Below are 25,317 nucleotides of genomic sequence, written 5' to 3'. Positions count from 1 at the left end.
GTCTAAGCAATTTTAACGTGCTTTGCATTCCAATGCCTAATAGCGAGCAAAACTATAGCGCCTAATATTCCCCCTGTAAACGCCACCCAATGCTGCGTTGTCGCGCCACTATACTGTATTAAATAGTCTGGCGTTTTCGTGAACAGCAATGCCACACCAAGACAAATAAGCGTGACCACTTGAATCAATCTCGAGTATTGAGAGACCACTAAAATCCCGAAGCTACACCAGCCGATCACTAAGCTTGATGAGCCAGAATAGAACCAGTTATCGCTTCTCAAATAAAGCGAACAGTCGATAAGAGCAATAAGATAAACGCTAATCACGCTCCAGCTTTTCAGAGAAACTTGCTTATGTGATACAACAAAAATACATACCATTCCAATACAGTTCGTAAACGCATGCATGTAATTTAAATGGGTGAAATGCGCACTGATTAAGCGCCAAGGCTCTGAGAAAAAGGCTGCACTCGACAGCCTCCAGTGATGTTGCCATCCATCCTCGAATGGCAACATCATGACAACCACAAACGTGATAAAGGCGTAAAAGTAGTGAACGCCTAACGAATTACCTAGGGTTGATTGTGTTTTTGGCAAAGCGGCCAAACCGTTTTGTTGAAGCGAGCGATATCATTGATCATGTTTACTCTCTCGTTCATTTCATCATCAGAGCGGATCACATCGCTTAACGATACATTAATCATTCCACAAAGCTGCTTGGCTTGAGCAAACTCTTTAGCATCCAGCCCCGGTAGCGGTTCGCCTCGCCCTCCTTGGGTAATGAGACGGTAATCCTCAGTATTTTTTACTCGTTCTAGCTCGCCTTTAAGCCAGCTAGATTTTTCCGGTTGAGCGTCTACCGTCGTACAACCCGTTGTTATCATGCCTATCAGTGCCCCTGTTAATGTAAGTTTGGTAAATTTTCTCCCTTTTACTAAAGAGCTGCTTAGTGTTAACAAGATTAACGGTATATAAAAAAGGAAGGAGGTTGAGCCAGATAGGAAAGAGCTCCCTGAACTCGAATTGCTAATGCTGGTGGTGTTATTGCTATTGCTGCTGTTAATAACTGAAGGGACGCTACGTGGCGTACAGGATTGAGAGGGCGATGTTTCGGATCCATTAAACGTAAAGTGACAGGGCGATAACGCGAAAAAGCTTTTGTTACTGCAGCGAAGCATAATATAGCGATTAGCAATGTTCAGGTTAGGTACCAAAATTGTAGTTTGCCCCGTGTTTTGTATATTCTCCGCCAGTATTTTTTCACCTGCTCCAGAGAAAGCGGTGTTTCCTTCATCTGCGATGAGTACATCGACATTCGAACAATTCACAGGAGATGAGGATGTATTGGCAACATTCCAGTTAAGAGTAACGGTTTCTCCTGTGTCTGCAGTGACATTAGAGTTTGGTGATGTGATATAAAAAGGGCCAGAATTTGAGTCAACCGTCACCACCTTATCGTCGTAGTTACTCCCCGCTAGACTGTTTCCGTTACTATCGGTTTGTCTCACTGTTAATCTGAAATTTAAATTTCGGCTACTTGCTGGGTAGGTCTCCCCTAGGGATAGTTCTCCATCAACGAGGTCTTCTAATCGTGGTAGGTAGCGCGTTGCACTAGTTACAGTCTCCCACGACCTGAAAAGAGTTCGAGTTCCATCGTCAGCCATGGTTGTAACTGAGGTAGAGGCGTTACCTGTATCCATTTCCTCCCAGATATAGGTTAGGTTGTCATTCTCAGTGTCTGTCGCACTGCCTATGAGCATGAAGGGTGTGTTTGCAGGGATAGTTATGTCGTCACCAGCGTCGACAGCGGGTGCAGTATTGGCTTGCGAGGTGACCGTGCCACAGCTTGAGCCTATCGTCGTTGCTAAATAGTTATTAATTTCGTTGATACTGTATGCATGAAAATGTGGCGTTGAGTTGTTTTGTAGGTTTAGTATTCCGCATATTCCTGCATATGCCATTATGGTTGAGCCGCTGCCGGGTTCTACGGCCGAGTCTTCGTTTCTATTTCCAGAACAATTACCTGTTGTCCCATTAAATGTATGATTGGCACCAAATTGATGTCCGACTTCATGAGCAACGAAATTAATATAGAAGGCATCGCCAGTAGGGGAGGGGATCCCTGTAACGCCTTGTGCTTTTTTTTCGTTATCACAAACCGAGCCAAGTGTAGCAAGTCCGCCGCCGCCAGTATTTACGATGTGCCCAATATCATAGTTCTCGTTGCCAACAATTGAATCAAGAAAGGCTTTATTATAACTGATGTCGTTACTGCTGTTATCAAAGGGGCCAGCGTTAGCACTGTTCACGATTGTGTTTGTACCTGATACCAAGGTGAAGGTGATGCCTAGATCTTTTTCGTATACCTCATTTAATCTGTTCACCATAGTCACAATGCCCGCGAGTGCTTGGGATTGTCCGCCATAAAATTCGGTAAACTGATACGATGCAGAGACTGCCAAACGATAGGTTTTTAGTGTCGGCGTATAAGAAGCGGTTCGCTGTTGCACTGCTGCGCTTTCAGTGTCGCCCTGAAGCACTGTTTCGTTAAAATTAGAGTCTAACCCGTTACTGCTACGTGCATAGTAGCTCGCATAGTTGTTTGTTTCTCCAACATGAGTTGGATCAAGTGTCACTTGTCCGTTTTGTGTATCAAATAACCCTCGAAAGCCAAGTTCAGATACATCGAAACGACCACTGAGTCCTGTATTATCAACGGCATAGCCTTTGAATTGACGCATGTCGGGAAACTGTTCAGCAACTGACTCACTCATAACATGCGTAGGCGCTAAAATATATTCAATCGATTGACCATCAGGAAGCGGTAGATCAATACGATATTCGCTTAAGCTGGTATCAAGAAGATACTGCTTCAAATCATTAAAATCACCACTAAGTGGACGAGTTGAATCCGCTTTGACCAACTTGTGTGATTGATTGTTTTCTTGGCTGTCTGTTTGGTTAACGGTTTGATCAATGTTCAACGAGCTTGATTTTGCAAACGTCTCCAACGTCGTGCTTCTATCATGAAAATAAGACGTATTCGGGAATGCAAATGCCATGCTACTGCTCATAATCGCAATAGAGGTATAAGTGATCAGTCTCGACAGAATATTAACAGTGTGGTGATAAGCACTTTTAGATGAGCTAGAGAGAAACACGTTACTTCCTTGATGAAAACATAAGACATCAGAATAGTACGATTAAAGCATGGCTAGAGCAATGTGACTCAAACAGTTTCGGTTCGACGGCTTGCTGTTGATTTACGACGGACAGCTTAATAATGACACGACTCAAGAGACAGGAATAAAAAAGCCCGTCGATGAGTCTTAGACGAGCTTTTTCTCTACTTTGCATTAGTGTTTTATATCTTTTTTATCAACAACTAATCGCTAACCAACGACTTTCGCGATGCTTTCAGACAAGTAATCAATATTTTGATCACTGATGCCTGCAATACTCATACGGCCAGAGTCAGCAATGTAGATAGAGTACTCAGAACGAAGCTGACGTACTTGTTCTAAAGATAAACCAGAATAGGAAAACATACCGCGTTGTTGCTCAATAAAGCTGAAATCTTTGCTTGCCCCAGATGCAGCAAGCTTTTGCACAAGCTTAGAACGCAAGTCATTAATACGATCACGCATCTGCGTGACTTCCGTTTCCCACAGTGCTTTAAGATCTGGGTCCGTCATAATTGTGTGTACTAGAGTCGCACCGTGTGCTGGTGGCATTGAGTAGTTCGCACGAATCGCTTGTCCTATGATCGAAAATGCGTTCTTCGCTTCCTCAGCGGTTTCAGCAATAACGCTCAAACCACCGCAACGATCACGATAAATACCAAAGTTCTTCGAGAACGAGTTCGCAACTAACAAACTAGGTACGCGTTCAGCCATATAGCGAAGCCCTGCCATATCTTCTTCAAGGCCGTCGCCGAACCCCTGATAAGCCGCATCAATAAGCGGCAACAAGTTGCGCTTATTCACCAACTCAGTCAGCGCTTCCCAGTGCTCAAGGTTAAGATCTACGCCCGTTGGGTTGTGGCAGCAAGCGTGCAACAACAACACGTCGCCTTCAGTGGTTTCTGCTTCAAGCGTCGCCATCATTTCTTCAAAACGAACGCCATTTGTGACGGCATCGTAGTAAGGGTAGGTAATGACCTCAACACCAGCAGAGTTAAAGATGGATTGGTGGTTCCCCCATGTTGGGTCGCTTACCCACAAACGTGCGCCGTCAAGGTTCGCGCTGATAAAATCGGCCGCGACTTTAAGCGCGCCAGTGCCGCCCGGTGTTTGAGTCGATTGAATACGACCTTGCTTAATCACATTGCTGTCTTTTCCTAACAACAGATCCTGAATAATCGGCGAAAACTCAGGTGCGCCGTATACTCCCAAATAGCTTTTGGTAATCTCATTTTCCACCATAAAGGCTTCGGCTTTCTTAACACTTTCCAAAATAGGAGTTTGGCCGGAATCGTTCTTATAGACACCCACACCCAAATCGATTTTTTTAGGGTTCGTATCTTGTTGGTGAGCAACGATTAATGCCAAAAGTGGATCGCCTGGAACAGCCTTTAGATGTTTAAACATGGTTTAATAGATTCCTTAATGTTCGTGTTCGCGCAGTGCCGCGTCGTTGAATCGAAAAATGAGACGATTCAACGACAGAAAAGAGACCATTATTTTGCCCCAATAACGCTAAAATACAAATCTTTATCTGGCTAAATTGAAATACAGCTGTATATAATTCTTTACACACCTCAAGACTGATGCACGTGTTGATGCAAAACTTATCCTTAACTGACAAATTTAAAGCGTTAGACCAATGGCTGACAGCGACTCAACCTCTATGGCAAGTGGCAACCTTCGCCCAGACCCATTGGCCGTGGCAACACGACTACCCGAAATTGGTTGCGTATTTAAAGCAGCATGATGATCTGCCGCTAGAAGACGTCCTTAGTGATATCGAAAAGGTCTTGATCGAACACGTAGACGGCTTTCAGCCAGCGCCATTCATATCGCTAAATGAGCTTGAAGCATCGCAAAAGCGAGAATTGCCGAGCTACTTTAAATCAGGAATAAAAGGGCGCAAGTGGGCACAAATCGAATCATTTTCGAAACTTGTTCCTATTGCTGACTCAACCCTTGAGTGGTGCGCCGGAAAAGGCCACCTAGGCAAAGCCATTGCTTACCGAACTCCAACCAGAGTGGTCAGCTTAGAATGGCAACAAGCACTGTGTGACGCGGGTGAACAAGACGCCCAAAAGCTAGCGCTCAACCAAACGTTCGTGTGTGCCGATGTGCTAAAAGGCGAAGCGAATGACGCATTACAACAGGTAAAAAGCGCAGTGGCGCTTCACGCTTGCGGCGATTTGCATCGTATACTCATCGAACAAAGTCTGGCAAACCAGCTCGATGCCGTTACCCTGTCGCCTTGTTGCTACCACCTGACCCAAGAAGACACCTACACACCGCTTTCAAAAACCGCGCAACAATCGACACTCAAGTTAAGCAAACATGACCTAAGGCTAGCGGTAAAAGAAATAGCTACCGCCGGAAAGAGAGAGCAAAAGCAACGTGATCGAGAGCTGACCTATCGATTGGGCTTTGATGCATGGCAAAGACAACACAGGCAAATTGACGAATACTTACCCGTCTCAAAAGCACCTGACGCCATAATGAAACAAGGCTTCGACGCCTACTGCCAATGGGCTGCCACGCAAAAACAACTTACTTTACATTCTCTTGAATCCTTTTCTGAGTACGAACAAATAGGTGACATACGAAAGCGCCGGGTACTCAAGGTGGAAGCAATCACTCAGTACTTTAGAAGGCCGCTTGAACTTTGGCTTGTACTTGATCGCGCACTGCGTCTTGAAGAATCGGGTTACCGTGTTGAAATAGGGGAGTTCTGCGATAAAAGCATCACCCCTCGTAATCTATTGATTCGAGCGACAAAATGAGCGAGCCTCGATAGACATCAACAAACGACCTCTTTTCTCTTCCATTTTACAAATCCGAACTTGAGTTCCGTATAACGCATCCTTTACAGTGTTGTCTCCTTAAAGAAGGTACTTTAAAGAAGACACTTTAAAGAAAACACCTAAAAAGCGTTAAAGGGCAGCCTAAATACAGGAAGCGTTTACAGAAGTCGTCAAATAAGAGGCGGCGACTAAAAAGGAGCGTAAATGGAAGACAAAGCGGCAGGACATTTAAAACAACGCGAAGGTCACCAACACCATTGGCTGATTGAACTGATTGTCTTTTGGGAAGGGCAGATCAACGCCACACGCCTGATAGAAACGTTCGGCATCACCCGCCAAACCGCTAGCCAGTGGCTCAAACAATACCAAGACGACACCAACAACACGCTGAAATACAGCGCCACGGCAAAAGCGCAGGTCATCACACAAGACTTTACCCCTCGTTATATCAATCAAACCATCGATGAATATTTAAACTGGCTTGAGCTGGGTTCCTTTCCTTCTGAATCATTGACTGGAAGTGAGCGCTCACATATTTATAAAATCAGACCGCCTAATCGGTTTGTTTCACCCCTCGTAATACGGCCATTGATCAAAGCCATACGCAATAAAACCGCCGTCGATTGCGAATATTTATCCGTTAAAAGCGCTGACCCGATTGGCAGGCTCATCTACCCACATTCGTTCGTAAAAGCCGCCAATCGCTGGCACATTCGCGCTTATTGTGAATACCGCAAAAACTACCTCGATTTCGTGATAAGCCGCTTTCAGAGCGTCGAATACGATGGAAAACCCGCCCAAAATTCTCATCACGACGACACCCATTGGAATGCAGAAATAGAACTGATACTCGCGCCCGATTCACGGCTGAACGACAAACAAAAGCGCGTTATCGAGCAAGATTACGGCATGGAAAACGGCCAGCTCATCATCAAAACACGCGCAGCACTCGTCAAATACACCCTCGACGATTTACAGATAAAAACCAAAATGCTCGAAGCCGACCCACAGGCCCAGCAACTGATATGTGTTAACTACCCTGACATAAAACAATGGCTCTACGACTGAATTCAGGTAAAACAGAATCAGACCTGTAAGGTTGCCTTACATGTGTAAATTTACAGTGTTGTGGGAGAGAAGGGGAGCGTGAGAGAGTGAATACACGCCATCGAGTTAAGGATTAAAAGGAGTAGAGAATGGAGCAGTTTTCGCCATCGGACATGAAAACCATATTGCACTCAAAGCGAGCCAATATGTACTACCTAGAATACTGTCGCGTCATGCAAAAAGACGGGCGTGTTCTCTACTTAACCGAAGCCAAAAAAGAAAATCAGTACTACAACATACCGATTGCCAATACGACTGTCCTTCTATTAGGAACCGGAACCTCCATTACGCAAGCGGCAATGCGAATGCTGTCACAAGCGGGAGTGCTGGTGGGCTTTTGCGGAGGTGGTGGCACACCGCTTCATATGGCCAGTGAGATTGAATGGCTGACACCGCAAAGCGAATATCGACCAACTGAATATCTACATGGTTGGCTGCAATTCTGGTTCGACGACGACAAAAGACTTGCAGCAGCCAAGTGCTTTCAAAACGCTCGAATCGACTTTTTAGACAAGATCTGGAACAAAGACAAAGATCTAAAAAGCGAAGGTTTTACCACTCAAGACAGCATGCTATTGAAGGCGTTCGAAACCTTTCATCAACGTACCGAAGATGCCAAAAAGCAGTCTGACTTATTGTTAACCGAAGCGCAGCTTACCAAGGTGCTTTATAAATTCGCAGCCAACACCATGAAAATAGAAGACTTTACGCGTCAGCATCAATCGACCGACATAGCCAATGACTTTCTCAATCATGGTAACTATTTAGCCTATGGACTGGCCGCAAGCTGTTTGTGGGTACTGGGCATTCCTCACGGCTTTGCCGTTATGCATGGTAAAACTCGTCGAGGCGCTTTGGTGTTTGATTTAGCCGACTTAATTAAAGACGCCATTGTGCTGCCTTGGGCGTTTGTCTGCGCGGCAGAAAACGCCACTGAACAAGAATTTCGGCAACAGATCCTGCAAAAATTCACTGACCATAAAGCAATGGACTTTATGTTCGATACGGTTAAAACCATCGCTCTACAGGATTACTCCTCAGCGCAAATTGAGGAACAAAACCTATGATGGTGACCTTGGTTTCTCAGTGCGAAAAAAACGCCCTCAAAAAGACGCGCCGAGTACTTGATGCCTTCGCCAACCGAATCGGCGACAACACATGGCAAACCCTCATCACAGAAGACGGATTGCTCACCGTCAAAAAAATGCTGCGCAAAACCGCCAGTAAAAATACCGCCGTGAGTTGTCATTGGATACGGTCAAGATCAAGAAGTCAGTTACTTTGGGTGGTGGGGAATCGTAAGAAATTTAATGACGAAGGTGTCGTGCCAGTTAATACCACAAGGCGAAACCTTCTAAAAAGTGAGATAGAAAACGATTGGCATTATCTGCCCTTAATCAAAAGCTTAACTGCCGTCGCTGCCTTGTTGCATGATTGGGGCAAAGCGAGCGCGCTTTTTCAAGAAAAGTTGACACCTAATAGCAAAAACACCTTTAAAGGCGACCCAATACGCCATGAATGGATTTCCGTTTTATTGCTGCATGCTTTAGTAAAAAGCTCAGATGGTACAGATGAAGGCTGGCTAACACAGTTAAGTAACGGCAGCCTTAATGAAAATGAACCGAAACAACCGTTAGTGAATATCACCTCACCACTTGGTTCCTTGCCTCCTCTTGCTCAATTGGTTGCGTGGTTAGTTGTATCGCACCATAGATTACCGCTGCCCCCTAATCAAAATGACTTTAAAGCGGAAAAGGCAGAAAGCATAGAGCAGATGCTCAACCGCATTCAGCAAACATGGGGTTATGAAAATCGCTACGATGAGGCCGAATACGCTCAGCGCGTTAAAAAGTGTTTTCAGTTTCCCAAGGGGCGACTAGGTCAATCAAGCAAATGGCTTTCCAAGTTAAAACGCTGGTCAAAGCAGCTTCTCGAACATCAAATGCAAGCGCAAACCTGTATTGAAAATGGCAGCTTTCGACTGGTGCTCACCCATGCCAGATTGTGCCTCATGCTGGGCGATCATTATTATTCGTCACAAGATGCGGCAAAAAATTGGCAAGACAAAACGGGTCTATTCGCCAATACGGACAGAAAAACCAAAACACTAAAGCAAAAACTCGATGAACATCTCGTGGGCGTAGCGCATCATGCGACACAAACAGCGCATTTATTGCCCGCATTTGAAAAAGAACCGCCCGTTGCCGAAGCGGTGCAAAGCTTGCGAAAGCCTAGTCCAGCTGGCTTTAAATGGCAGGATAAAGCGGTTCAGAAAATTCAATCTTGGAGTGCTGAAAAACAACGAGACAAAAAGCACTGTGGTTTTTTTGCAATAAACATGGCAAGTACAGGTTGTGGTAAAACCTTCGCTAATGCCAAAGTCATGCGAGCCTTGTCGAAAGATCAAAAAAGCCTGCGTTTCATTTTGGCGTTAGGGTTGCGTTCTCTCACATTGCAGACTGGTCACGAATATCGTGAGCGGGTAGGATTGGATGAAAGTGAACTTGCAGTACAGATTGGCTCTCGTGCTGTGATTGAATTGGATCAGCGTAACGCACAGAAAGACAAGCTGGACGAAAACGCTTATGAGATAAGTGGTTCAGAATCGCAAGAAACGCTTCTCAGTGGGCATATTGACTATGATTGCGCGATCCCAGAAGAAGGGTTAGCAACGGTTCTGACGCAAACTCGCGACAAAGCCTTTTTATATTCTCCTGTCTTAGCCTGCACCATCGACCATATTATGGGCGCGACCGAGACCAAGCGAGGAGGTCGCTATATTCTGCCAACGCTGCGTTTGATGTCGTCGGATTTAGTCATTGATGAAATTGATGATTTCACCAGCGATGACCTCATTGCGATTGGTCGATTAATTCAACTTGCAGGTATGCTTGGGCGAAAAGTCATGATCTCCTCAGCCACCATTCCGCCTTATATGGCTGAAGGCTATTTCAACGCCTACCGCGAAGGTTGGAACCTATATTGTCAAACTCGCGATGCGGAACACACCATTGGCTGCGCTTGGATAGACGAGTTTACGACCAAAGTATCGAACATCGCTTCCCACGAATTAAAAGCAGCCATTCCAGAATACCGTCAACAACATGCGGATTTTATTGCTAAGCGCGTAGAGCAACTTAACAAACAGCTCGCTCGGCGCAAAGCCACACTGGTGGAATGCCACGAGATTATTGAAAAGCATCAAACCCAGCGCCAACAAGACGCCACAGTAATCGAAAGCAAACAAGACGCTTATTTCAAAGCCGTATTTGAGCAAGCTTGGCAATTGCATAAAAATCATTATCTAAAAGACGAGCAAACCAATCTAAAGGTGTCATTTGGCGTGGTTCGAGTGGCAAATATTTCACCCTGTGTCGCATTGACCCGCTACCTATTAGAGCAAGACTACCCTGAAAGCATTCAAGTTCGTGTTATGGCTTACCACAGTCAGCAAGTCATGTTATTGCGCTCCGAACAGGAAAAACATCTAGATGATGTGCTTAAGCGCAAAGAAAAAAGTGGCGACGCGCCAAAAGCCTTTAGCAATGACATTATACGCGCTCACCTCAAGAGCATTCGTTCCAGTCATCCAGAGGCCAAAAATGCCCTATTTATTCTTGTGGCGACACCAGTAGAAGAGGTTGGGCGTGATCACGACTTTGATTGGGCAGTGGTAGAACCTTCCTCGTATCGGTCGATTATTCAATTAGCAGGGCGGGTAAAGCGCCACCGCGAAGGCGAAGTAGGACAACCCAATATTGGTTTAATGCAATACAACCTCAAAGGCTTACGACATTCGAGCGATGCGGATCAAGTTGTCTTCCATCGTCCAGGGTTTGAAAGCGGCAAAGTCTTACTCAATAACAAGCGCCTAGATCAATTGCTGGATGTGGAAAAAGTACAACAGCGCCTCGATGCGGTGCCAAGAATCCAACAACCACAGCACATTCAGGCAAAAACCATCAATAAAGCAAAAACCGCCAGCAGCCTTTCTGACCTAGAACATATTATGAACTGGCATTGGTTAGCAAACTACAAAGACAACGGAGCAGGGAAACTGGGTGGCTGGTTAACACAACATTGGTTTTTAACTGCCTTGCCTCAAGCGTTAACGCCTTTTCGTGGTGATGACAGTACCTTAAAAATTTACCTTGTATTTGATGACCGTCATCAACATCTAACATTTTGCGAAAAAGACGATGAGGGGCATCCTGTTAATCGTGAAAGCGTGCTTAATATTCAACATGTTTCACTCAGTGACGTGGCGCGAGCTCGATTATGGCTAACGCGAGATTTTAAGGAGAGCTGTGAACAACTGGCACAGGAAAAAGATACAACGCCTTATATCGCGTCATTGCGATATGGAGAAGTGCGATTTAATTTCGACGAGAAAAAACACTATTTGTACAGCGACCAACTGGGATTGGTAAAAAAATAGAAAAAGGCCAGTTGAACTGGCCTTTGAGTAAGCTGCGTGTACGGCAGTTAAGAGAAGAAGAGTAATGTAACTACTCTATTGTATTTTCTAAGCTGCTTTTCAGCAGTTTGATAATAATAATAGATTTTGATTTAAAGTAAATAATTAACTTCTCTATTGTATGGTTGATTATCTTCTTTTTCTACTCTATTCTGATTGATAATTAGTCAATTTAGGGTAAGTGCGTTGATGAGTAAACGACTTGTAAAAAAAGAGACGGTAACAATTACACGGACTGAAGAAATTAGCGTGCTAGAAGAGGAAGGGAAAGTAGCCGACTGGAAAAGAGGTATGGTCGCTCTAATTGTTCAGCTTCTAAAGCGATTTAGTATCTGGAAAGGAAATGATGATGGATAAAAATATACAGGCTTTCTTTGAAGAAAGAAAAGCCGCTTGGTTAAAGAAAAACCTCAAAGCCTCCATGTCTGAGGTTGAGGTCAGACAAACAGAGCAAGAGTGTGATGAGGTCTTTGCGCTTAAAAATTGGCTACCGAATGCTGCAAAACGAGCAGGGCAGATGTCCATTTCAACGCATCCGTGTACTTTTAGCCACCCTAGTGCTAGAAAGAATAAAAACGGCTACGCCAGCGCGATTATAGCTCGCTCAAATCGTGGTGAAGATGGCTTCTTGCGAACGGGCAATATAGACGTAGAAGCCGATGCCTTAGGGAATGCCGCAGCGCTTGATGTATACAAGTTTCTCACACTCAAGCTTGCAGACGGCCAGAGTTTGATACAGCATATCGAGCAAGATTCAGAGCAATCTAAGTCGTTATTGGAATTATCTAACATCGCCGAAGGTGAGACTTACGAGCAGCTTAAGCAAGGCTTTCTTGCAATGACGTCAGTGGATGACAATGTCATTACCAGCTCGAAAATTAAGCAGGTGTATTTTCCTGTCTCGTCTGATTCGACAAACCAAGCGTATCATCAACTGTCTATATTGACACCTTCTGGTATTGTTTTTGAAATGCGTAAACGTCTCGATGCAATGCGCTTTGGTGATGAAATCAAAGCCGCAAGAGAAAAACGTAAAAACAACGAACAGCATGAAAACTACCGTGAAATTTACGACCTAACCACGATAGGTTACGGCGGCACCAAACCTCAAAATATCAGCGTATTAAACAACCAAAATGGTGGTAAAGCACACTTATTAATGAGCTTGCCTCCTCAAATCGAAAAACGCGATATTCACTTCCCGAACACCGATTTTTTTGCTCAGTCCATTAACTATTTTAAATGCCGCGATACCTTTTTGCGTTTACACAAGCTGTATCAAAGCGATGAAAACAACATGCATGTGCGAGCTGACAGGGATGACATGTACCAAAATATAGTGGATTACATTATCGAAACCATGTGGCAAGTCCGCTCCGTTGCATCCGAGCAATATCTGGAAACCATGAGTCAGTTAAATCAAACGCAAATCATTTGGTTGTGTGCACATACCGCTGAGATTCGTGACACCACTGATGATTGGTTAGATGCGATTCTTTCATCGATTACACAATTTGTCTTTCATGGTTATGAGAAAGTCTTAGGTAAAAAAGCCGTTAAGCTAGGTGATGCAGAGAAAAAGCACATGGCTAAGATCGTTGAACAAAACAAGGAGATGTTGCGATGAGTGATGTGAAAAAGTTGCTGATGCTCCCACATATCCAAGTGCATAATGCTAATGCTTTATCCAGCCCCTATACCATTGGCTTTCCAGCGATGACGGCATGGCTCGGAGCGGTACATGCTTTACAAAGAAGGCTCAACCAACATGGCATAGGCGTTCGCTTTGAGGCCGTTGGTGTGGTGAGTCACGATGTCAACTTGCAAACTTACAAAGGTACTAACGATTTCGTCTCATCTATTATTGGCACAGGGAACCCGCTAGACAAATCTGGGGAGCGTTCATCCTTTATTGAAGAAGCCCGTTGTCACCTAGAAGTGTCATTAGTTATAGAGTGCAGTCATATAGAAATAGAAGATCAAGAACAAGCGCTTGCAGCGATTGTCCATCTTTTAAATGGCAGTATGAAATTAGCTGGCGGTGACATTCAAAAATTCACCCAACCCTATTTTATGGTTGTTGAAGAAGGCGATGATGAAAACATGCGTCGTTTCAAACGTGCCCTTATGCCGGGGTATGCGCTTATTGAGCGACGTGACCTCATTGTGGAAGCCATGAAGGAGGGGGCAGACGCACTCGAAGCGATTATTGACCACCTAGCGATTCACCATACCTGCACGGTCTCTCAAGCAGACAGTGAAAAAGAAAACGAAGAAGAAAACGCAGCGGGTGAAAACATCGAAAAGGTTGATTGGAAAACGCACCGTAAAACCCGAGATGGTATGTCATTAGGGTGGTTAGTGCCTATCGCAACAGGCTTCCAAGGCGTCAGTGAGTTAGGTGAGGCCAAGAATCAACGAGACCCAGATACACCGCATCGTTTTGCTGAAAGCGTGGTAACACTTGGTGAATTTAAAATGCCGCATCGTTTGAACCGAGTAGAAGAACTGCTATGGCGCTATCACCAAGAAGGCGACCTCTATCTGTGTCATCAATCCTCTCATGAGCACTTGTCCTCTTCATTAAACGAAGATCAAGAATACTCTGAATTCGAATAGCAGAAACACAACATTAACGTTTGAAAAAAGGAATATTAAACATGGCTAAAAAAGACAACAACATCGCATCTGTATTGGCATTCGAAAAGAAACTGGTTCCGAGCGACGGTTATCTATATGGAACAAGCTGGGAGTCTAGAAAAGACAGCAGCCAAGTAAAACCACTTAATCTTCAAGAAAAATCGGTACGAGGTACCATCTCGAACCGTCTAAAAGCAGCGGTAAAGAATGACCCCGCTAAGCTCAATGCAGAAGTAGAAAAAGCAAACCTACAACGTGTTGATGCCTGTTCTTTAGGAACCGATCAAGACACCTTAAATCTACAATTTACCCTAAAAGTACTGGGTGGCATTTTTAAACCTTCCGCCTGTAATAATGCGCTCTTTAAACAAAGCTACGAAACCGCTGCCAAAGCCTATATTGAAACGCATAGCTTCAAAGAACTCGCGCGCCGTTATGCTATTAACCTTGCTAATGGACGCTTCTTATGGCGTAACCGCGTGGGAGCAGAGCAAATTGAGATCATTATCTCTGCTCGAAATGGGGAAACGAATGAAGAATTTACATTTAACGCGTTTGATTTCAGCACGCGCCACTTTGACACGACAACCGCTGATATTGACGCATTAGCAGCATTGATCGCAAAAGCCTTAGCCAGCGAAGACGGCTTCTTATTGTTGGACGTGAATTGCTTTGTTCAAATGGGTCGAGCTCAAGAAGTCTACCCAAGTGAAGAACTAGTGTTAGACAAAGGCAAAGGTGAAAAAAGTAAAATTCTTTACCATGTTGGCGGTGTAGCAGCCATGCACTCACAAAAATTGGGCAATGCGCTTCGCACAATCGACACTTGGTATGCTGAATTCCAAGATTCAGACTTGTCTGTTGGCCCAATAGCCATCGAACCTTACGGCGCGGTAACGAATTTAGGCAAGGCCTTTCGTACGCCAAAAGACAAACAGGATTTTTACAGCTTTTTCGATGTTTGGGCGCGTGGCGAACAACTAAGTCGAGAAGAAGACGAACATTATGTGATGGCAACGCTTGTCCGTGGCGGCGTATTTGGTGAAAGTGACAAATAAACACAAGGAAAGTCCATGAACTACTATCAAGACATTACACTGTTACCCAGTGACGATATCGGCATGCACTTTTTATGGTCTAAAGTCATGATGCAATTACATCTGGCTCTCGTCGAGATACAAGATGCAAACCAGAAAGCGCCAGTCGCCAGCAGCTTTCCGAACTATCGTGAAGCTGCACAAAATAAACCGGCGTACGTCGGGAATAAGATCAGGCTATTCGCCACGAACAAAGCAGACCTAGAGCGCCTTAATATTCAGAAATGGATGAACCGCCTAGAAGACTACTTGCACATTAAATCCATTTCAGAAGTAGACCCGAGTAAAGTGCAAGGCTACGAATCTTTTAGCCGACTGCGTAAACCCGGAAACGTCGACTACATGATTCGTCGTCGTATGAAAGGGTTAGACAAAAGCCATGAAGAAGCCAGCGACTACTTTAAAGACTATAAAGTGAGTGATAACTTTAAACGACTGCCGTTTATACAAATGAAAAGCTTACAGAAAGACCGAGAGTTTCGTTTGGTGGTTAAACGCAAAACCTTAGAACAAGCTGTCGAAACAGACTTTGTGTTTAATACTTATGGATTAAACAAAGACGTCGCATTACCCAAGTTTTAACCAATAAATTTCGCTCTTTAAAAATTGATATAGAAAACAACGGGTTACGATATAGGGCAAAACATAGGTAAAAATAGGTATTTTTACCTAACTCTATATTGTGACTCGTTTTTTTGCTGATAAACTATAGTTCGCTGCCGTACACGCAGCTTAGAAAGCATCCATGAATCCATTCACAGCAAAGCATAAGTTCGCTGCCGTACACGCAGCTTAGAAATTTAAGTTGTTTCTTAGCATACGCTTAGTACGGTTCGCTGCCGTACACGCAGCTTAGAAATAATGTACGGGATGTGCTTCGATTCTGCTAATGTTCGCTGCCGTACACGCAGCTTAGAAATAAATAATGTGCTTCTACTTTTTCCCTAGTGTGTTCGCTGCCGTACACGCAGCTTAGAAAGCTATGCCGCAACTATCCGAAGGGGTGTCTTAGTTCGCTGCCGTACACGCAGCTTAGAAATTCTTGTCAATCTCTTTTATAGATAAATTGTCGTTCGCTGCCGTACACGCAGCTTAGAAATATAAGATGCTCTAGCGGATATGATAGAGGAGGTTCGCTGCCGTACACGCAGCTTAGAAATTCACAAGATGTTTGTAATGAGTTAAGAGAGGGTTCGCTGCCGTACACGCAGCTTAGAAAAATGTCGTAAACTGTGCCTCTGGGAGGTAACCGTTCGCTGCCGTACACGCAGCTTAGAAATCCACTCTGTCAACTCTAGGTATCATATGAATGTTCGCTGCCGTACACGCAGCTTAGAAAAGAAGATGCAAGGGTTTACATTAACGCAGTGAGTTCGCTGCCGTACACGCAGCTTAGAAACCCGACATTGAAACAGCAATACAGGCCAAAATGTTCGCTGCCGTACACGCAGCTTAGAAATCATCATCATCTGGTTCATAAGTGTATGTTTGGTTCGCTGCCGTACACGCAGCTTAGAAACAACAAAAAGCGAATGAAGCGTTTTTGCTGGGGTTCGCTGCCGTACACGCAGCTTAGAAATGACCCGATTCTTAAACATATCGCACGCTCTTGTTCGCTGCCGTACACGCAGCTTAGAAATTTGGCATAAAGGTTCTTTACACCCCCACCCAGTTCGCTGCCGTACACGCAGCTTAGAAATTTGGCATAAAGGTTCTTTACACCCCCACCCAGTTCGCTGCCGTACACGCAGCTTAGAAATTCATTCCAAATCCCAAATAACGCAAGTCCCTGTTCGCTGCCGTACACGCAGCTTAGAAATTAGCGAGACTATGAAAAATAGCAAGCAAGAGGTTCGCTGCCGTACACGCAGCTTAGAAATTAGAGCCATTGGGGTTCCTGTTTCCACTGTTGTTCGCTGCCGTACACGCAGCTTAGAAATCCTTATACAGCGTGTACACGTTGTCTTCTGAGTTCGCTGCCGTACACGCAACTTAGAAAGAAGAGGTAAACGCTAAAAAAGGTAATAAATTGTTCGCTGCCGTACACGCAGCTTAGAAAGCCAAGCCCCGCCACTTGAGCAAGCAAATCCAGTTCGCTGCCGTACACGCAGCTTAGAAATTGTCGGGATCGTTGCGCCCTCCACCTCGTATGTTCGCTGCCGTACACGCAGCTTAGAAATTGTTAATCGTTTGATTCATTTGTTCCCCTTGGTTCGCTGCCGTACACGCAGCTTAGAAAACCCACTCCCTCGATTCTCTGCTCTAGCTCTTGTTCGCTGCCGTACACGCAGCTTAGAAACGACGCGTTAGTCGTAGCGTTAAGACGCGCCAGTTCGCTGCCGTACACGCAGCTTAGAAAGCAACACTACCAAAGCTTGCCCTTATATCTTCGTTCGCTGCCGTACACGCAGCTTAGAAAATAACGATATAAGAGGATTTTGTTATGGTAGAGTTCGCTGCCGTACACGCAGCTTAGAAATAACAAGCATGTATCCCGGGGGTGGGGATGTAGTTCGCTGCCGTACACGCAGCTTAGAAAATAACGTAGAGCCGTTAAAGTTCAAAAACTCTGTTCGCTGCCGTACACGCAGCTTAGAAAACAATGTGGGCAAGTTACAGTCCAAACTTTTAGTTCGCTGCCGTACACGCAGCTTAGAAATCTGAGATATTCCAGTATGCTCGTGTGCACGAGTTCGCTGCCGTACACGCAGCTTAGAAATAGTTGAAGGCGTTAACGCTCTTAAAGGCGAGGTTCGCTGCCGTACACGCAGCTTAGAAATTAATGATAAGCGGTTTAAAGAGTAACAACACGTTCGCTGCCGTACACGCAGCTTAGAAATATGTGTCTACATAAGGAAAGTGAGCTAGCATGTTCGCTGCCGTACACGCAGCTTAGAAATAGAAGATAAGGTAACTCAACTAGGTGAAGACGTTCGCTGCCGTACACGCAGCTTAGAAATTTATAAGAGGGGCTAGTAAAGCTCCTTTAAAGTTCGCTGCCGTACACGCAGCTTAGAAACGTAACGCTCGCTATGAGGTAAATGGGTTGAAGTTCGCTGCCGTACACGCAGCTTAGAAATCCGCACAATTACTAGAACAGATTCAGCCTATGTTCGCTGCCGTACACGCAGCTTAGAAATTGCCGAAGGGAGTGAACATAAACGGAAACTATGTTCGCTGCCGTACACGCAGCTTAGAAACTTAGAAAAAACGCAGACAAGGCAATATGGGCGGTTCGCTGCCGTACACGCAGCTTAGAAATTGTGAACGTTGTTTGTGTTTTGACAGGGGAAGTTCGCTGCCGTACACGCAGCTTAGAAAATTTTGAAGGTGAAGTAGGGGATGGTGAACCAGTTCGCTGCCGTACACGCAGCTTAGAAACTCAATCGCGCCGTAATCCGTGTTTGTAACGGGTTCGCTGCCGTACACGCAGCTTAGAAAACCAGATGGCCGAAATTATCTATGCCCTATCTGTTCGCTGCCGCACACGCAGCTTAGAAAGCGCCATGCTCCCGCCGCCTCGCAAGCGAGAGGTTCGCTGCCGTACACGCAGCTTAGAAATAGATTGTGGTGTTCAGATTCCGCTTGAGCGGGTTCGTTGCCGTACACGCAGCTTAGAAAAGCAAACAGCATTCAACACTCTGAAAAAACTTGTTCGCTGCCGTACGCGCAGCTTAGAAAGAAGCTGTTCGATGTATGCAGTAATCTGCCCGTTCGCTGCCGCACACGCAGCTTAGAAATCGACTTCTGGCGTTTTCGTACTCTGCTTTTATGTTTGCTGCCGTACACGCAGCTTAGAAAGCATCAGCGGTTTTTTATGCCTAAGCCTCGCGTTCGCTGCCGCACACGCAGCTTAGAAAGATACAAGGTCAGGGTGGGGGTCTAATCTGGGGTGTTAACGGATCTTGCGGTGATTAGGCGTAAGCCTTTTGAGAATTATTTAGCATTAGATTTTTGGCTTGGTAAACTGGATGTGTGTAAATGATGATGTCGGTTTATAGAAATATCTAGACCCTTCCCTAACCCTCCCCTTAGTAAGGGGAGGGAACCAGAGCAGTTCGCTGCTGAATACATGGTTTGGTAAGGGGAGGGAGCAAGAGGATGGTTACACTAGATCAAATAGGATGGCTTTGACGCGTTGCTCTTGGTCATTCTGTAAGGTTAGTGTGTCTTCACTTTGGATCATTGCGCCGTCTCCTGGTCGCAGTGTGGTGCCGTTATTGAGTGTGAGTTCACCTTCTATTTGGTGTACGTAGTAACGGCGTTCGCTGTTTGCGTTGACGGTTTCTGTTTGTCCTTTTTCCAGTATCACTTGCATCAATTGCATGTCTTGTTTGATAGCAAGGGTGCCGTGTTCACCCGTTGGGGTGATGATGGGGGTAATCCCTGCGTCTTCTCCAAACGCTTTTTGTTGGTAGCCGGGTTTGCCGCCTTGTTTGTTTGGTTGTATCCATATCTGTAGAAATTTCAGCGTTTCGTCGTCTTTCGCGTTGAATTCGCTGTGGTAAATACCTGCGCCTGCGGACATGAGTTGGTATTCGCCTTTTGGCAGTTCTTTTATGTTACCTACGCTGTCTTTGTGGGCGATTCGGCCTTGGGTTACTAGGCTGATGATTTCCATGTCGCGGTGCCCATGAGTGTCGAATCCCGCACTCGGTGCGACGGTGTCATCGTTTATGACTCGTAGGTGTGAAAAGCCCATGTGAGCAGGGTCGTAATAGCTACCAAATGAGAAAGTATGGTAGCTGTCTAGCCAGCCAAAGTTAGCGTGACCTCGATCGTTTGCGTTGCGTAATGTGATCATTTGAAGCTCCTGCGTTACCTGAAGTAAGCGCCTATCATTAATATGCCGTCAGTATAAGTGGGCTTTTGATAAGTGAAAAACGGAACATTTTGAGCTTTTATTTCAAAAAAATTGAAGGTTAAATAGAGGCACGAATCAGTTAGGTGATGTGGCTTATGCATAATGCGATTACGTTGGATAATTTGCGAGTAGTGGAAGCGATTCGTCAGTCGGGCAGTTTTGCGGGGGCGGCTCAGGTGCTGCATAAAGTACCTTCTGCGCTGACTTATACGGTAACCAAGTTGGAGGACGATCTTGGGCTGTTGCTGTTTGAGCGCAGTAAGAAAGGCGCGCGTTTAACGGCGGCGGGAACCTTGGTGTTGGAGCAGGGGCGCCCGATATTGGAAGCCGTAGCACGATTGGAAGAGTCGATGCGTGCGTTTGAAGCAGGTTGGGAGCCGTGTTTACGTATTGCTCATGATGTTATTTTGTCGACAGGGCCTTTGCTGCAGGTAATCGGTGAGTTTTTGGATCGGGAGCTACCGGTTGAGGTGGTGTACGATTCTGTGGCGGTAGGCGGCGGTTGGGACAGTTTGATATCGGAGCAGTGCGACATTGCGGTGGGTGTGTCGGGGGATTTTCCTAAAGGCGAGTTTGAGGTGAAGGCGATTGGGACGTTTTCGTTTCTGTTCGCGATTGCTCCAACCCACCCTTTGGCGTTGTTGGATCGGCCTGTATCGGCGCAAGATTTACGTGAGTATCCTTCGATTGTGGTCTCCGACAGTTCAAGAGTTCTGCCGAAAATCAGCAGTGGCATATTCGAAAGTAAGCAGACGGTGAAGGTGCCTGATATGGCATCGAAGATAGCGGCTCAGTGTATGGGGCTGGGCGTTGGTTATTTGCCAACACATTTGGTGCAAGATAAGCTGAAGGATGGCAGTTTGGTTGAGCGTGAGTGTGAGATTCCAAGAGCGGATATGACGGCGTATATCGCGTGGCGAAAGGCGAAGAAAGGTAAGGGACTGCGTTGGTTTGTGGAGCATTTGAGTGCTGCCGATTGGGGATTATGTCGTGATTAATGAGACAGTTAGCGTCAGCCAATACCAAAAGCTAGAACCCGTATTACGAACAGTAGTAGGGAAGATGCTATGACGATTATATTAGCGGTTTTGCCGGTCTTTTTGTTGCTGGTGCTGGGTGTATTCTTGCGACGTATCCGATTTTTGCCAGACGATACGTGGGTCGGTTTTGATCGTCTTGTGTATTGGGTGTTGTTTCCTGCGTTGCTGTTTAATAAAACAAGTCAAATCGATCTTTATAGCCCCATGATCCCGACTTATGCGACCTTGTTACTGGGGGCGTTGGTGGTGACGGCGGCGGTGAGTTTTTTAGGTGGCTTTTTGTTGAAACTGGCACCGCCACAAAACTCCTCTTTGCTTCAGGCGAGTGTGCGTTATAACACCTTTATTACGCTTGCGATTGCTCAACAACTTTATGGTTCTGAAGGTTTGGTGCTCGCTACGATTGGTGCGGCCGTATTGATCCCGACGATTAATGTGTTTTTGGTCATCAGTATGGTGCTTATGCACGGTGATCGTAACGCGTCGGTCATTAGGTTGGTAGTAAAAGAGCTGTTTCGAAACCCCTTGGTGTTGTCTATTGCGACAGGGTTGAGTGTTAACGCATTGGGTTGGTCTCCGGTGTTGATTCTAACAAATGTGACTGAGATTTTGTCTCAGGCGACTTTGCCGTTGGTGTTGTTAGCGGTGGGTGCAAGTGTTCGTTTGGACGCGGTGAAAGATGTGGGGAAGGCGTTTGTTTGGGGAAGCGTGTCGCGAATGCTGGTGTTTCCTGCGGTTATTTTCGCATTGTGCGTGCAGCTGGATATCAGTGGTTTGCCCGCTGCGATTGCTTTGTTGTTTGGCTTTTCTCCCACGGCGACCTCGGCATATGCCTTGGCGAGGCAGCTTGGAGGCGATGCGCCACAAATGGCGGCGCATATTACGCTTCAGACGGGTTTATGTTTGGTGACGATTCCATTGAGTATTGCGTTGACGCAATGGTGGATGGAAGGCGCGTTTTCTTAGGTGAGAAAGCGCGCTCGCTCTGAGGTTAATGTTAGTGCTTGTGGTGGTGATGCTCGTGATGGTGGTGATCGAGCTCATCTTGATCGAGGCTTGTGCCGTCTTCAGGGTAAATCACGCCCATGTCTTGTCTGATTTCATCCATGGTGGACAACTGGTTTAGGGTGTTTTGCCAGCTGTGGTTGGGGCTTTGAAGCAGCCCTTCAATGAGACAACGGTTTACTTCTTCGACTTCGAATTGATAACCCTCACCTTCGTAATCAAATTCGACAGCACGTTCTGAGTTGTCTGCTTTTATCAAGCGTACCGATTTGCTTTTGTACCATTCAGGTCCAAATTCAATGTAGCCTTGCGTACCTGTTAGTGTTGCTCTGTTGGGAGCTGGGGAGAGGATGGAGGCTTCGAGTGAAGCCAGTTGTCCGCTTTCCCAGCCAAGCATGATTTGTTCAAAAAGGTCGACGTCGGTGTCACCTATGACAACTTGGTTTTGGACAAAATCAGGACGGCCTAAGAAGAGCTGCGCCAAGAAAATAGGGTAGATGCCCACATCCAAGAGTGCACCGCCACCTAGCTCAGGGTTAAGCAGGCGATGCTCTGGGTCAGTTGGGCCTTTGAAGTTGAAACTGGCTTGGATGCCGAGCAATTCGCCAATTTCCCCTTCTTCTATCCATTCTATTGCTTGTTCGAGCGCAGGAATGAAACGCGTCCACATGGCTTCCATCATAAAGACTTGATGGGCTTCTGCGAGTTCGAATAGCTCTTTGGCTTGTGCTTCGTTGAGGGTAAAGGGCTTTTCACACAAAACGGCTTTTCCCGAGAGGATGGCGGCGCGTGCGAGTTCGTAATGGGTGGAGTGCGGTGTGGCGATGTAGACAACATCGACTTCTTGGCTGTTTATTAGTGAGTAATAATCAACCATGGCGAGTTCGATGTCGTGATCATTGGCAAACGAGTCTGCATTGTCTTTGTTACGGGAAGCGACGGCTTTCAGTGTTCCTGTTTTTGCGTGTCGGAAATCGTTCGCAAAGGTACGGGCGATGTTACCTGTACCGAGTATTCCCCAGCGTACTTCGTTCATGGGTCGCTCCTAAATCTTGCAGGTGTAAGTTCTTAGATTATAGCCGATCTGCTTGTTCTAGCGTCTCTAGTCTTTCGGTTAATTCCGCTAATTTTGATTCAAGTTCGTCAATTCGTTTAATTGCATCTGGCAGGCTGGGTCGTGTGGCGTTATTTGACTGGGTTGTGGAGGTAGTGCTTTCCGCCTCATGAAGGCTCGCGTCTATGGCTTCGCGCTCAAGGCACAGTGTGCTTTGAAAGCGTCTTTCCCTTCTGCCCGGTTCTTTAGGCAACATTTCGATAAAGGGGCCGCCTGTCATTTCTTTTAGGTTGGCGAGGGCTTCATCGACTTCGTGTAAGCTGCTAAACGTATGTAAACGCCCACTTCGTGATCTTATTTCTCCCGGTGTTTGTGCACCTCTTAGCAGTTGCAGACACACGACGGCGGTTTCGCCAGCGCTGAATTGCAGGTCAGAAAACTCGGTATTGCAGAACCTATGTTGATATTTGGCAACGCGGCTACCCAATGTCACTTCTGTGATGAGTGCGCGTTCGACGAGGGTTTCTATGGTGTCTTGAACATCTAATTCAGAGTAGTTGACCACGGGATCACGACTGGATTTTTGATTACATGCATTCACTAATGCATTTAGGCTGAGCGGGTACTGTTCTGGTGTAGTGATGGATTTTTCAATTAGGCAGCCAATAACGCGTGCTTCCATGGGATTGAGTTCGTAGTAAGACATTCGGTTAGTCCCCTTTTACTTCTTTTGTTGTTCTTGAATGAGTCCAAAACGGCATGGTAAAGAGTGACAGTATGCCTTTAGGTTCATACTGCTTTGTTTGTGGTAAGCCAATGGCAATTTGTAGGTCGCCTTGTTTTGCCGAGTGTGTGTAACTGTCGAAGATTTTGTCCCAAATGCTTAGGAAAAAAGCGTAATTACTGTTGGCTTCGTTTATGTCTCTTGAGTGGTGGATTCTATGATGGTCTGGCGTGACGATTATGAGACGAACGATTTTTTCTATCTTCTTGGGTAACCGAGCATTGGTGTGGTTAAACAAGGAGGCGGCATTTAATAATATATCGAACAAGAGTACAGACAGTGCTGGAATACCGAGTACGACAATCACAGCGGATTTTATACAGAGTGAGAGCAAAATTTCCAGTGGGTGAAAACGGACTGCTGAACTGATGTCCAGTTCTGGGTCCGTATGGTGCACGCGATGTAAACGCCAGAGTAGCGGCACGGTGTGAAAGACGCGGTGCTGCCAGTAAATGGCCACATCTAATAATACGATGCCAACAAATACGGAAATCGTACTCGGTAGGTCAATGTAGGTTAAGAGCCCCTCATTGTAGGAATAGGCGACAAGACTTAGCAGCGTCGGTTGGGCGACTCGAACGACGAGTACGCCCGATGAGAACAAAAGTAAATTATGGCGCCAGCGATAACGCCACTTTTGTAAAGTCGAACGCGGAGAGCGCCACTGCCAAACAATGAGTGCAGCAAAAACGGCAAAAAAAACGATAACGCGTAGCGTGTAGTCTGTCATTTATTTCCATGAGATTGCCATGACGGGCTCTATTTTTAATGAATTGATTTTTTTTGCAATGGATATTTTCGAAGTGTGTCTACTTTTAGCTTCCCTAATAACTCAGCGATGACGTTTAAGTTGCCTTCGTTGAGTTTTTTAAAGGAGATACAGTGATCACCAAACGACGCTTTTTTGAGCCTCTCTCTAAAGCTAAAGCCTTCGTCTTGGATGTCGAAATCATCAAAGATCAGGCTGACACGCTTTTGGTGAGCGATCACACTGAAGGTCCAGTGTTGACCAAGATAAAAGACTGGCACACCTCGCTCAAGGTGAAGTGTGGCTTCTGGTGCAATTAACTGGATTAAACCAATGAGTTGGCTCAGGTCGCTGCGCACTTCGGGCGCAGCTTCGCTGATGTAGTTTGTCACTTCGATCTCGTCGCCCGCTATTGTGGGAGTGTCGATCGTTTGACTCGCCTCAACCGATGTCGATTTACCGTGCATATACACCTCCTGAAGGTGTCGGTTGAGAAAGCGTAACGTATTGTTTTGATGA

Annotated in this window: 19 protein-coding genes and 1 CRISPR repeat array; of the genes, 11 read left to right on the top strand and 8 right to left on the bottom strand. The window is 45.7% G+C overall.

The genetic code is table 11. From position 1 onward, the window contains the following. Nucleotides 1-2: 2 nt before the first annotated feature. The 3 genes from MARME_RS16765 to MARME_RS16755 form a co-directional block, all read right to left on the bottom strand. Complete coding sequence (locus MARME_RS16765; RefSeq protein WP_041647968.1) at nucleotides 3-596, bottom strand: rhomboid family protein; 594 nt, start codon at nucleotides 594-596, stop codon at nucleotides 3-5. After that, the gene (locus MARME_RS16760) at nucleotides 572-3,160 is read right to left on the bottom strand and encodes a reprolysin-like metallopeptidase (RefSeq protein ID WP_013662450.1); all 2,589 of its coding nucleotides are present in this window, start codon (nucleotides 3,158-3,160) and stop codon (nucleotides 572-574) included. Before MARME_RS16760 ends, MARME_RS16765 begins: the two co-directional genes overlap by 25 nt. Nucleotides 3,161-3,391: 231 nt before the next feature. Next, nucleotides 3,392-4,588, bottom strand: coding sequence for an amino acid aminotransferase (locus MARME_RS16755; protein ID WP_013662449.1), 1,197 nt, complete (start codon nucleotides 4,586-4,588; stop codon nucleotides 3,392-3,394). 191 nt (nucleotides 4,589-4,779) lie between these two features. On the opposite strand from MARME_RS16755, the gene MARME_RS16750 reads away from it, so the two are divergent. The 9 genes from MARME_RS16750 to cas6f all read left to right on the top strand — a co-directional run bounded on the left by MARME_RS16750 (nucleotide 4,780) and on the right by cas6f (nucleotide 15,885). Continuing rightward, entirely contained in the window at nucleotides 4,780-5,961 is a 1,182-nt protein-coding gene (locus MARME_RS16750) for a methyltransferase (RefSeq protein ID WP_041648875.1), read from the top strand. A gap of 225 nt (nucleotides 5,962-6,186) precedes the next feature. Further along, nucleotides 6,187-7,050, top strand: a complete 864-nt coding sequence (locus MARME_RS16745; protein WP_013662447.1) for a WYL domain-containing protein — start codon at nucleotides 6,187-6,189, stop codon at nucleotides 7,048-7,050. Nucleotides 7,051-7,178: 128 nt separating this feature from the next. Further along, nucleotides 7,179-8,156 (top strand): type I-F CRISPR-associated endonuclease Cas1f, encoded by a 978-nt coding sequence (gene cas1f, locus MARME_RS16740; protein ID WP_013662446.1) that lies wholly within the window; start codon nucleotides 7,179-7,181, stop codon nucleotides 8,154-8,156. Beyond that, on the top strand, nucleotides 8,153-11,527 hold the full coding sequence (gene cas3f, locus MARME_RS16735; protein ID WP_013662445.1) for a type I-F CRISPR-associated helicase Cas3f: 3,375 nt from the start codon (nucleotides 8,153-8,155) through the stop codon (nucleotides 11,525-11,527). Before cas1f ends, cas3f begins: the two co-directional genes overlap by 4 nt. Nucleotides 11,528-11,755: 228 nt before the next feature. Next, nucleotides 11,756-11,923 carry a hypothetical protein gene (locus MARME_RS22315; protein ID WP_013662444.1) on the top strand — a complete coding sequence of 56 codons (168 nt, stop codon included), beginning with the start codon at nucleotides 11,756-11,758 and terminating at the stop codon, nucleotides 11,921-11,923. Further along, nucleotides 11,916-13,193 (top strand): type I-F CRISPR-associated protein Csy1, encoded by a 1,278-nt coding sequence (csy1, locus tag MARME_RS16730; RefSeq protein WP_013662443.1) that lies wholly within the window; start codon nucleotides 11,916-11,918, stop codon nucleotides 13,191-13,193. The genes MARME_RS22315 and csy1 overlap by 8 nt, the downstream gene beginning before the upstream one ends. Then, the gene (gene csy2, locus MARME_RS16725; protein ID WP_013662442.1) at nucleotides 13,190-14,185 is read left to right on the top strand and encodes a type I-F CRISPR-associated protein Csy2; all 996 of its coding nucleotides are present in this window, start codon (nucleotides 13,190-13,192) and stop codon (nucleotides 14,183-14,185) included. Before csy1 ends, csy2 begins: the two co-directional genes overlap by 4 nt. Before the next feature lie 41 nt (nucleotides 14,186-14,226). Beyond that, nucleotides 14,227-15,264 (top strand): type I-F CRISPR-associated protein Csy3, encoded by a 1,038-nt coding sequence (gene csy3 / locus MARME_RS16720; protein ID WP_013662441.1) that lies wholly within the window; start codon nucleotides 14,227-14,229, stop codon nucleotides 15,262-15,264. A 15-nt stretch (nucleotides 15,265-15,279) separates the two neighbouring features. Next, nucleotides 15,280-15,885: a type I-F CRISPR-associated endoribonuclease Cas6/Csy4 gene (cas6f, locus tag MARME_RS16715; RefSeq protein WP_013662440.1), complete on the top strand. Its 606-nt coding sequence runs from the start codon at nucleotides 15,280-15,282 to the stop codon at nucleotides 15,883-15,885. A gap of 129 nt (nucleotides 15,886-16,014) precedes the next feature. Continuing rightward, a CRISPR array of direct repeats spans nucleotides 16,015-19,163; the repeat unit is 28 nt; unit sequence GTTCGCTGCCGTACACGCAGCTTAGAAA. Nucleotides 19,164-19,408: 245 nt separating this feature from the next. Here cas6f and MARME_RS16710 read toward each other — a convergent pair. Beyond that, nucleotides 19,409-20,107, bottom strand: coding sequence for a pirin family protein (locus MARME_RS16710; RefSeq protein ID WP_013662439.1), 699 nt, complete (start codon nucleotides 20,105-20,107; stop codon nucleotides 19,409-19,411). Between the two features lie 155 nt (nucleotides 20,108-20,262). On the opposite strand from MARME_RS16710, the gene MARME_RS16705 reads away from it, so the two are divergent. Together MARME_RS16705 and MARME_RS16700 are read left to right on the top strand one after the other, a co-directional pair. Continuing rightward, on the top strand, nucleotides 20,263-21,165 hold the full coding sequence (locus tag MARME_RS16705; RefSeq protein WP_013662438.1) for a LysR family transcriptional regulator: 903 nt from the start codon (nucleotides 20,263-20,265) through the stop codon (nucleotides 21,163-21,165). Between the two features lie 69 nt (nucleotides 21,166-21,234). Beyond that, complete coding sequence (locus MARME_RS16700; protein WP_013662437.1) at nucleotides 21,235-22,173, top strand: AEC family transporter; 939 nt, start codon at nucleotides 21,235-21,237, stop codon at nucleotides 22,171-22,173. A 31-nt stretch (nucleotides 22,174-22,204) separates the two neighbouring features. Here MARME_RS16700 and MARME_RS16695 read toward each other — a convergent pair whose 3' ends face one another. The 4 genes from MARME_RS16695 to MARME_RS16680 are packed head-to-tail and all read right to left on the bottom strand — an operon-like array spanning nucleotide 22,205 to nucleotide 25,265. Then, the gene (locus MARME_RS16695) at nucleotides 22,205-23,248 is read right to left on the bottom strand and encodes a Gfo/Idh/MocA family protein (protein ID WP_013662436.1); all 1,044 of its coding nucleotides are present in this window, start codon (nucleotides 23,246-23,248) and stop codon (nucleotides 22,205-22,207) included. Between the two features lie 37 nt (nucleotides 23,249-23,285). Further along, on the bottom strand, nucleotides 23,286-23,972 hold the full coding sequence (locus tag MARME_RS16690; protein ID WP_013662435.1) for a YceH family protein: 687 nt from the start codon (nucleotides 23,970-23,972) through the stop codon (nucleotides 23,286-23,288). A gap of 4 nt (nucleotides 23,973-23,976) precedes the next feature. After that, the gene (locus MARME_RS16685; RefSeq protein WP_013662434.1) at nucleotides 23,977-24,780 is read right to left on the bottom strand and encodes a sterol desaturase family protein; all 804 of its coding nucleotides are present in this window, start codon (nucleotides 24,778-24,780) and stop codon (nucleotides 23,977-23,979) included. A 35-nt stretch (nucleotides 24,781-24,815) separates the two neighbouring features. Then, nucleotides 24,816-25,265, bottom strand: coding sequence for a DUF1801 domain-containing protein (locus MARME_RS16680; protein WP_013662433.1), 450 nt, complete (start codon nucleotides 25,263-25,265; stop codon nucleotides 24,816-24,818). Nucleotides 25,266-25,317 lie beyond the last annotated feature (52 nt).

It is taken from the genome of Marinomonas mediterranea MMB-1, assembly GCF_000192865.1.
Classification (GTDB): Bacteria; Pseudomonadota; Gammaproteobacteria; order Pseudomonadales; family Marinomonadaceae; genus Marinomonas; species Marinomonas mediterranea.
Note: the sequence above shows the minus strand (reverse complement) of the source record. Positions and strands in the feature narration are given on the sequence as shown.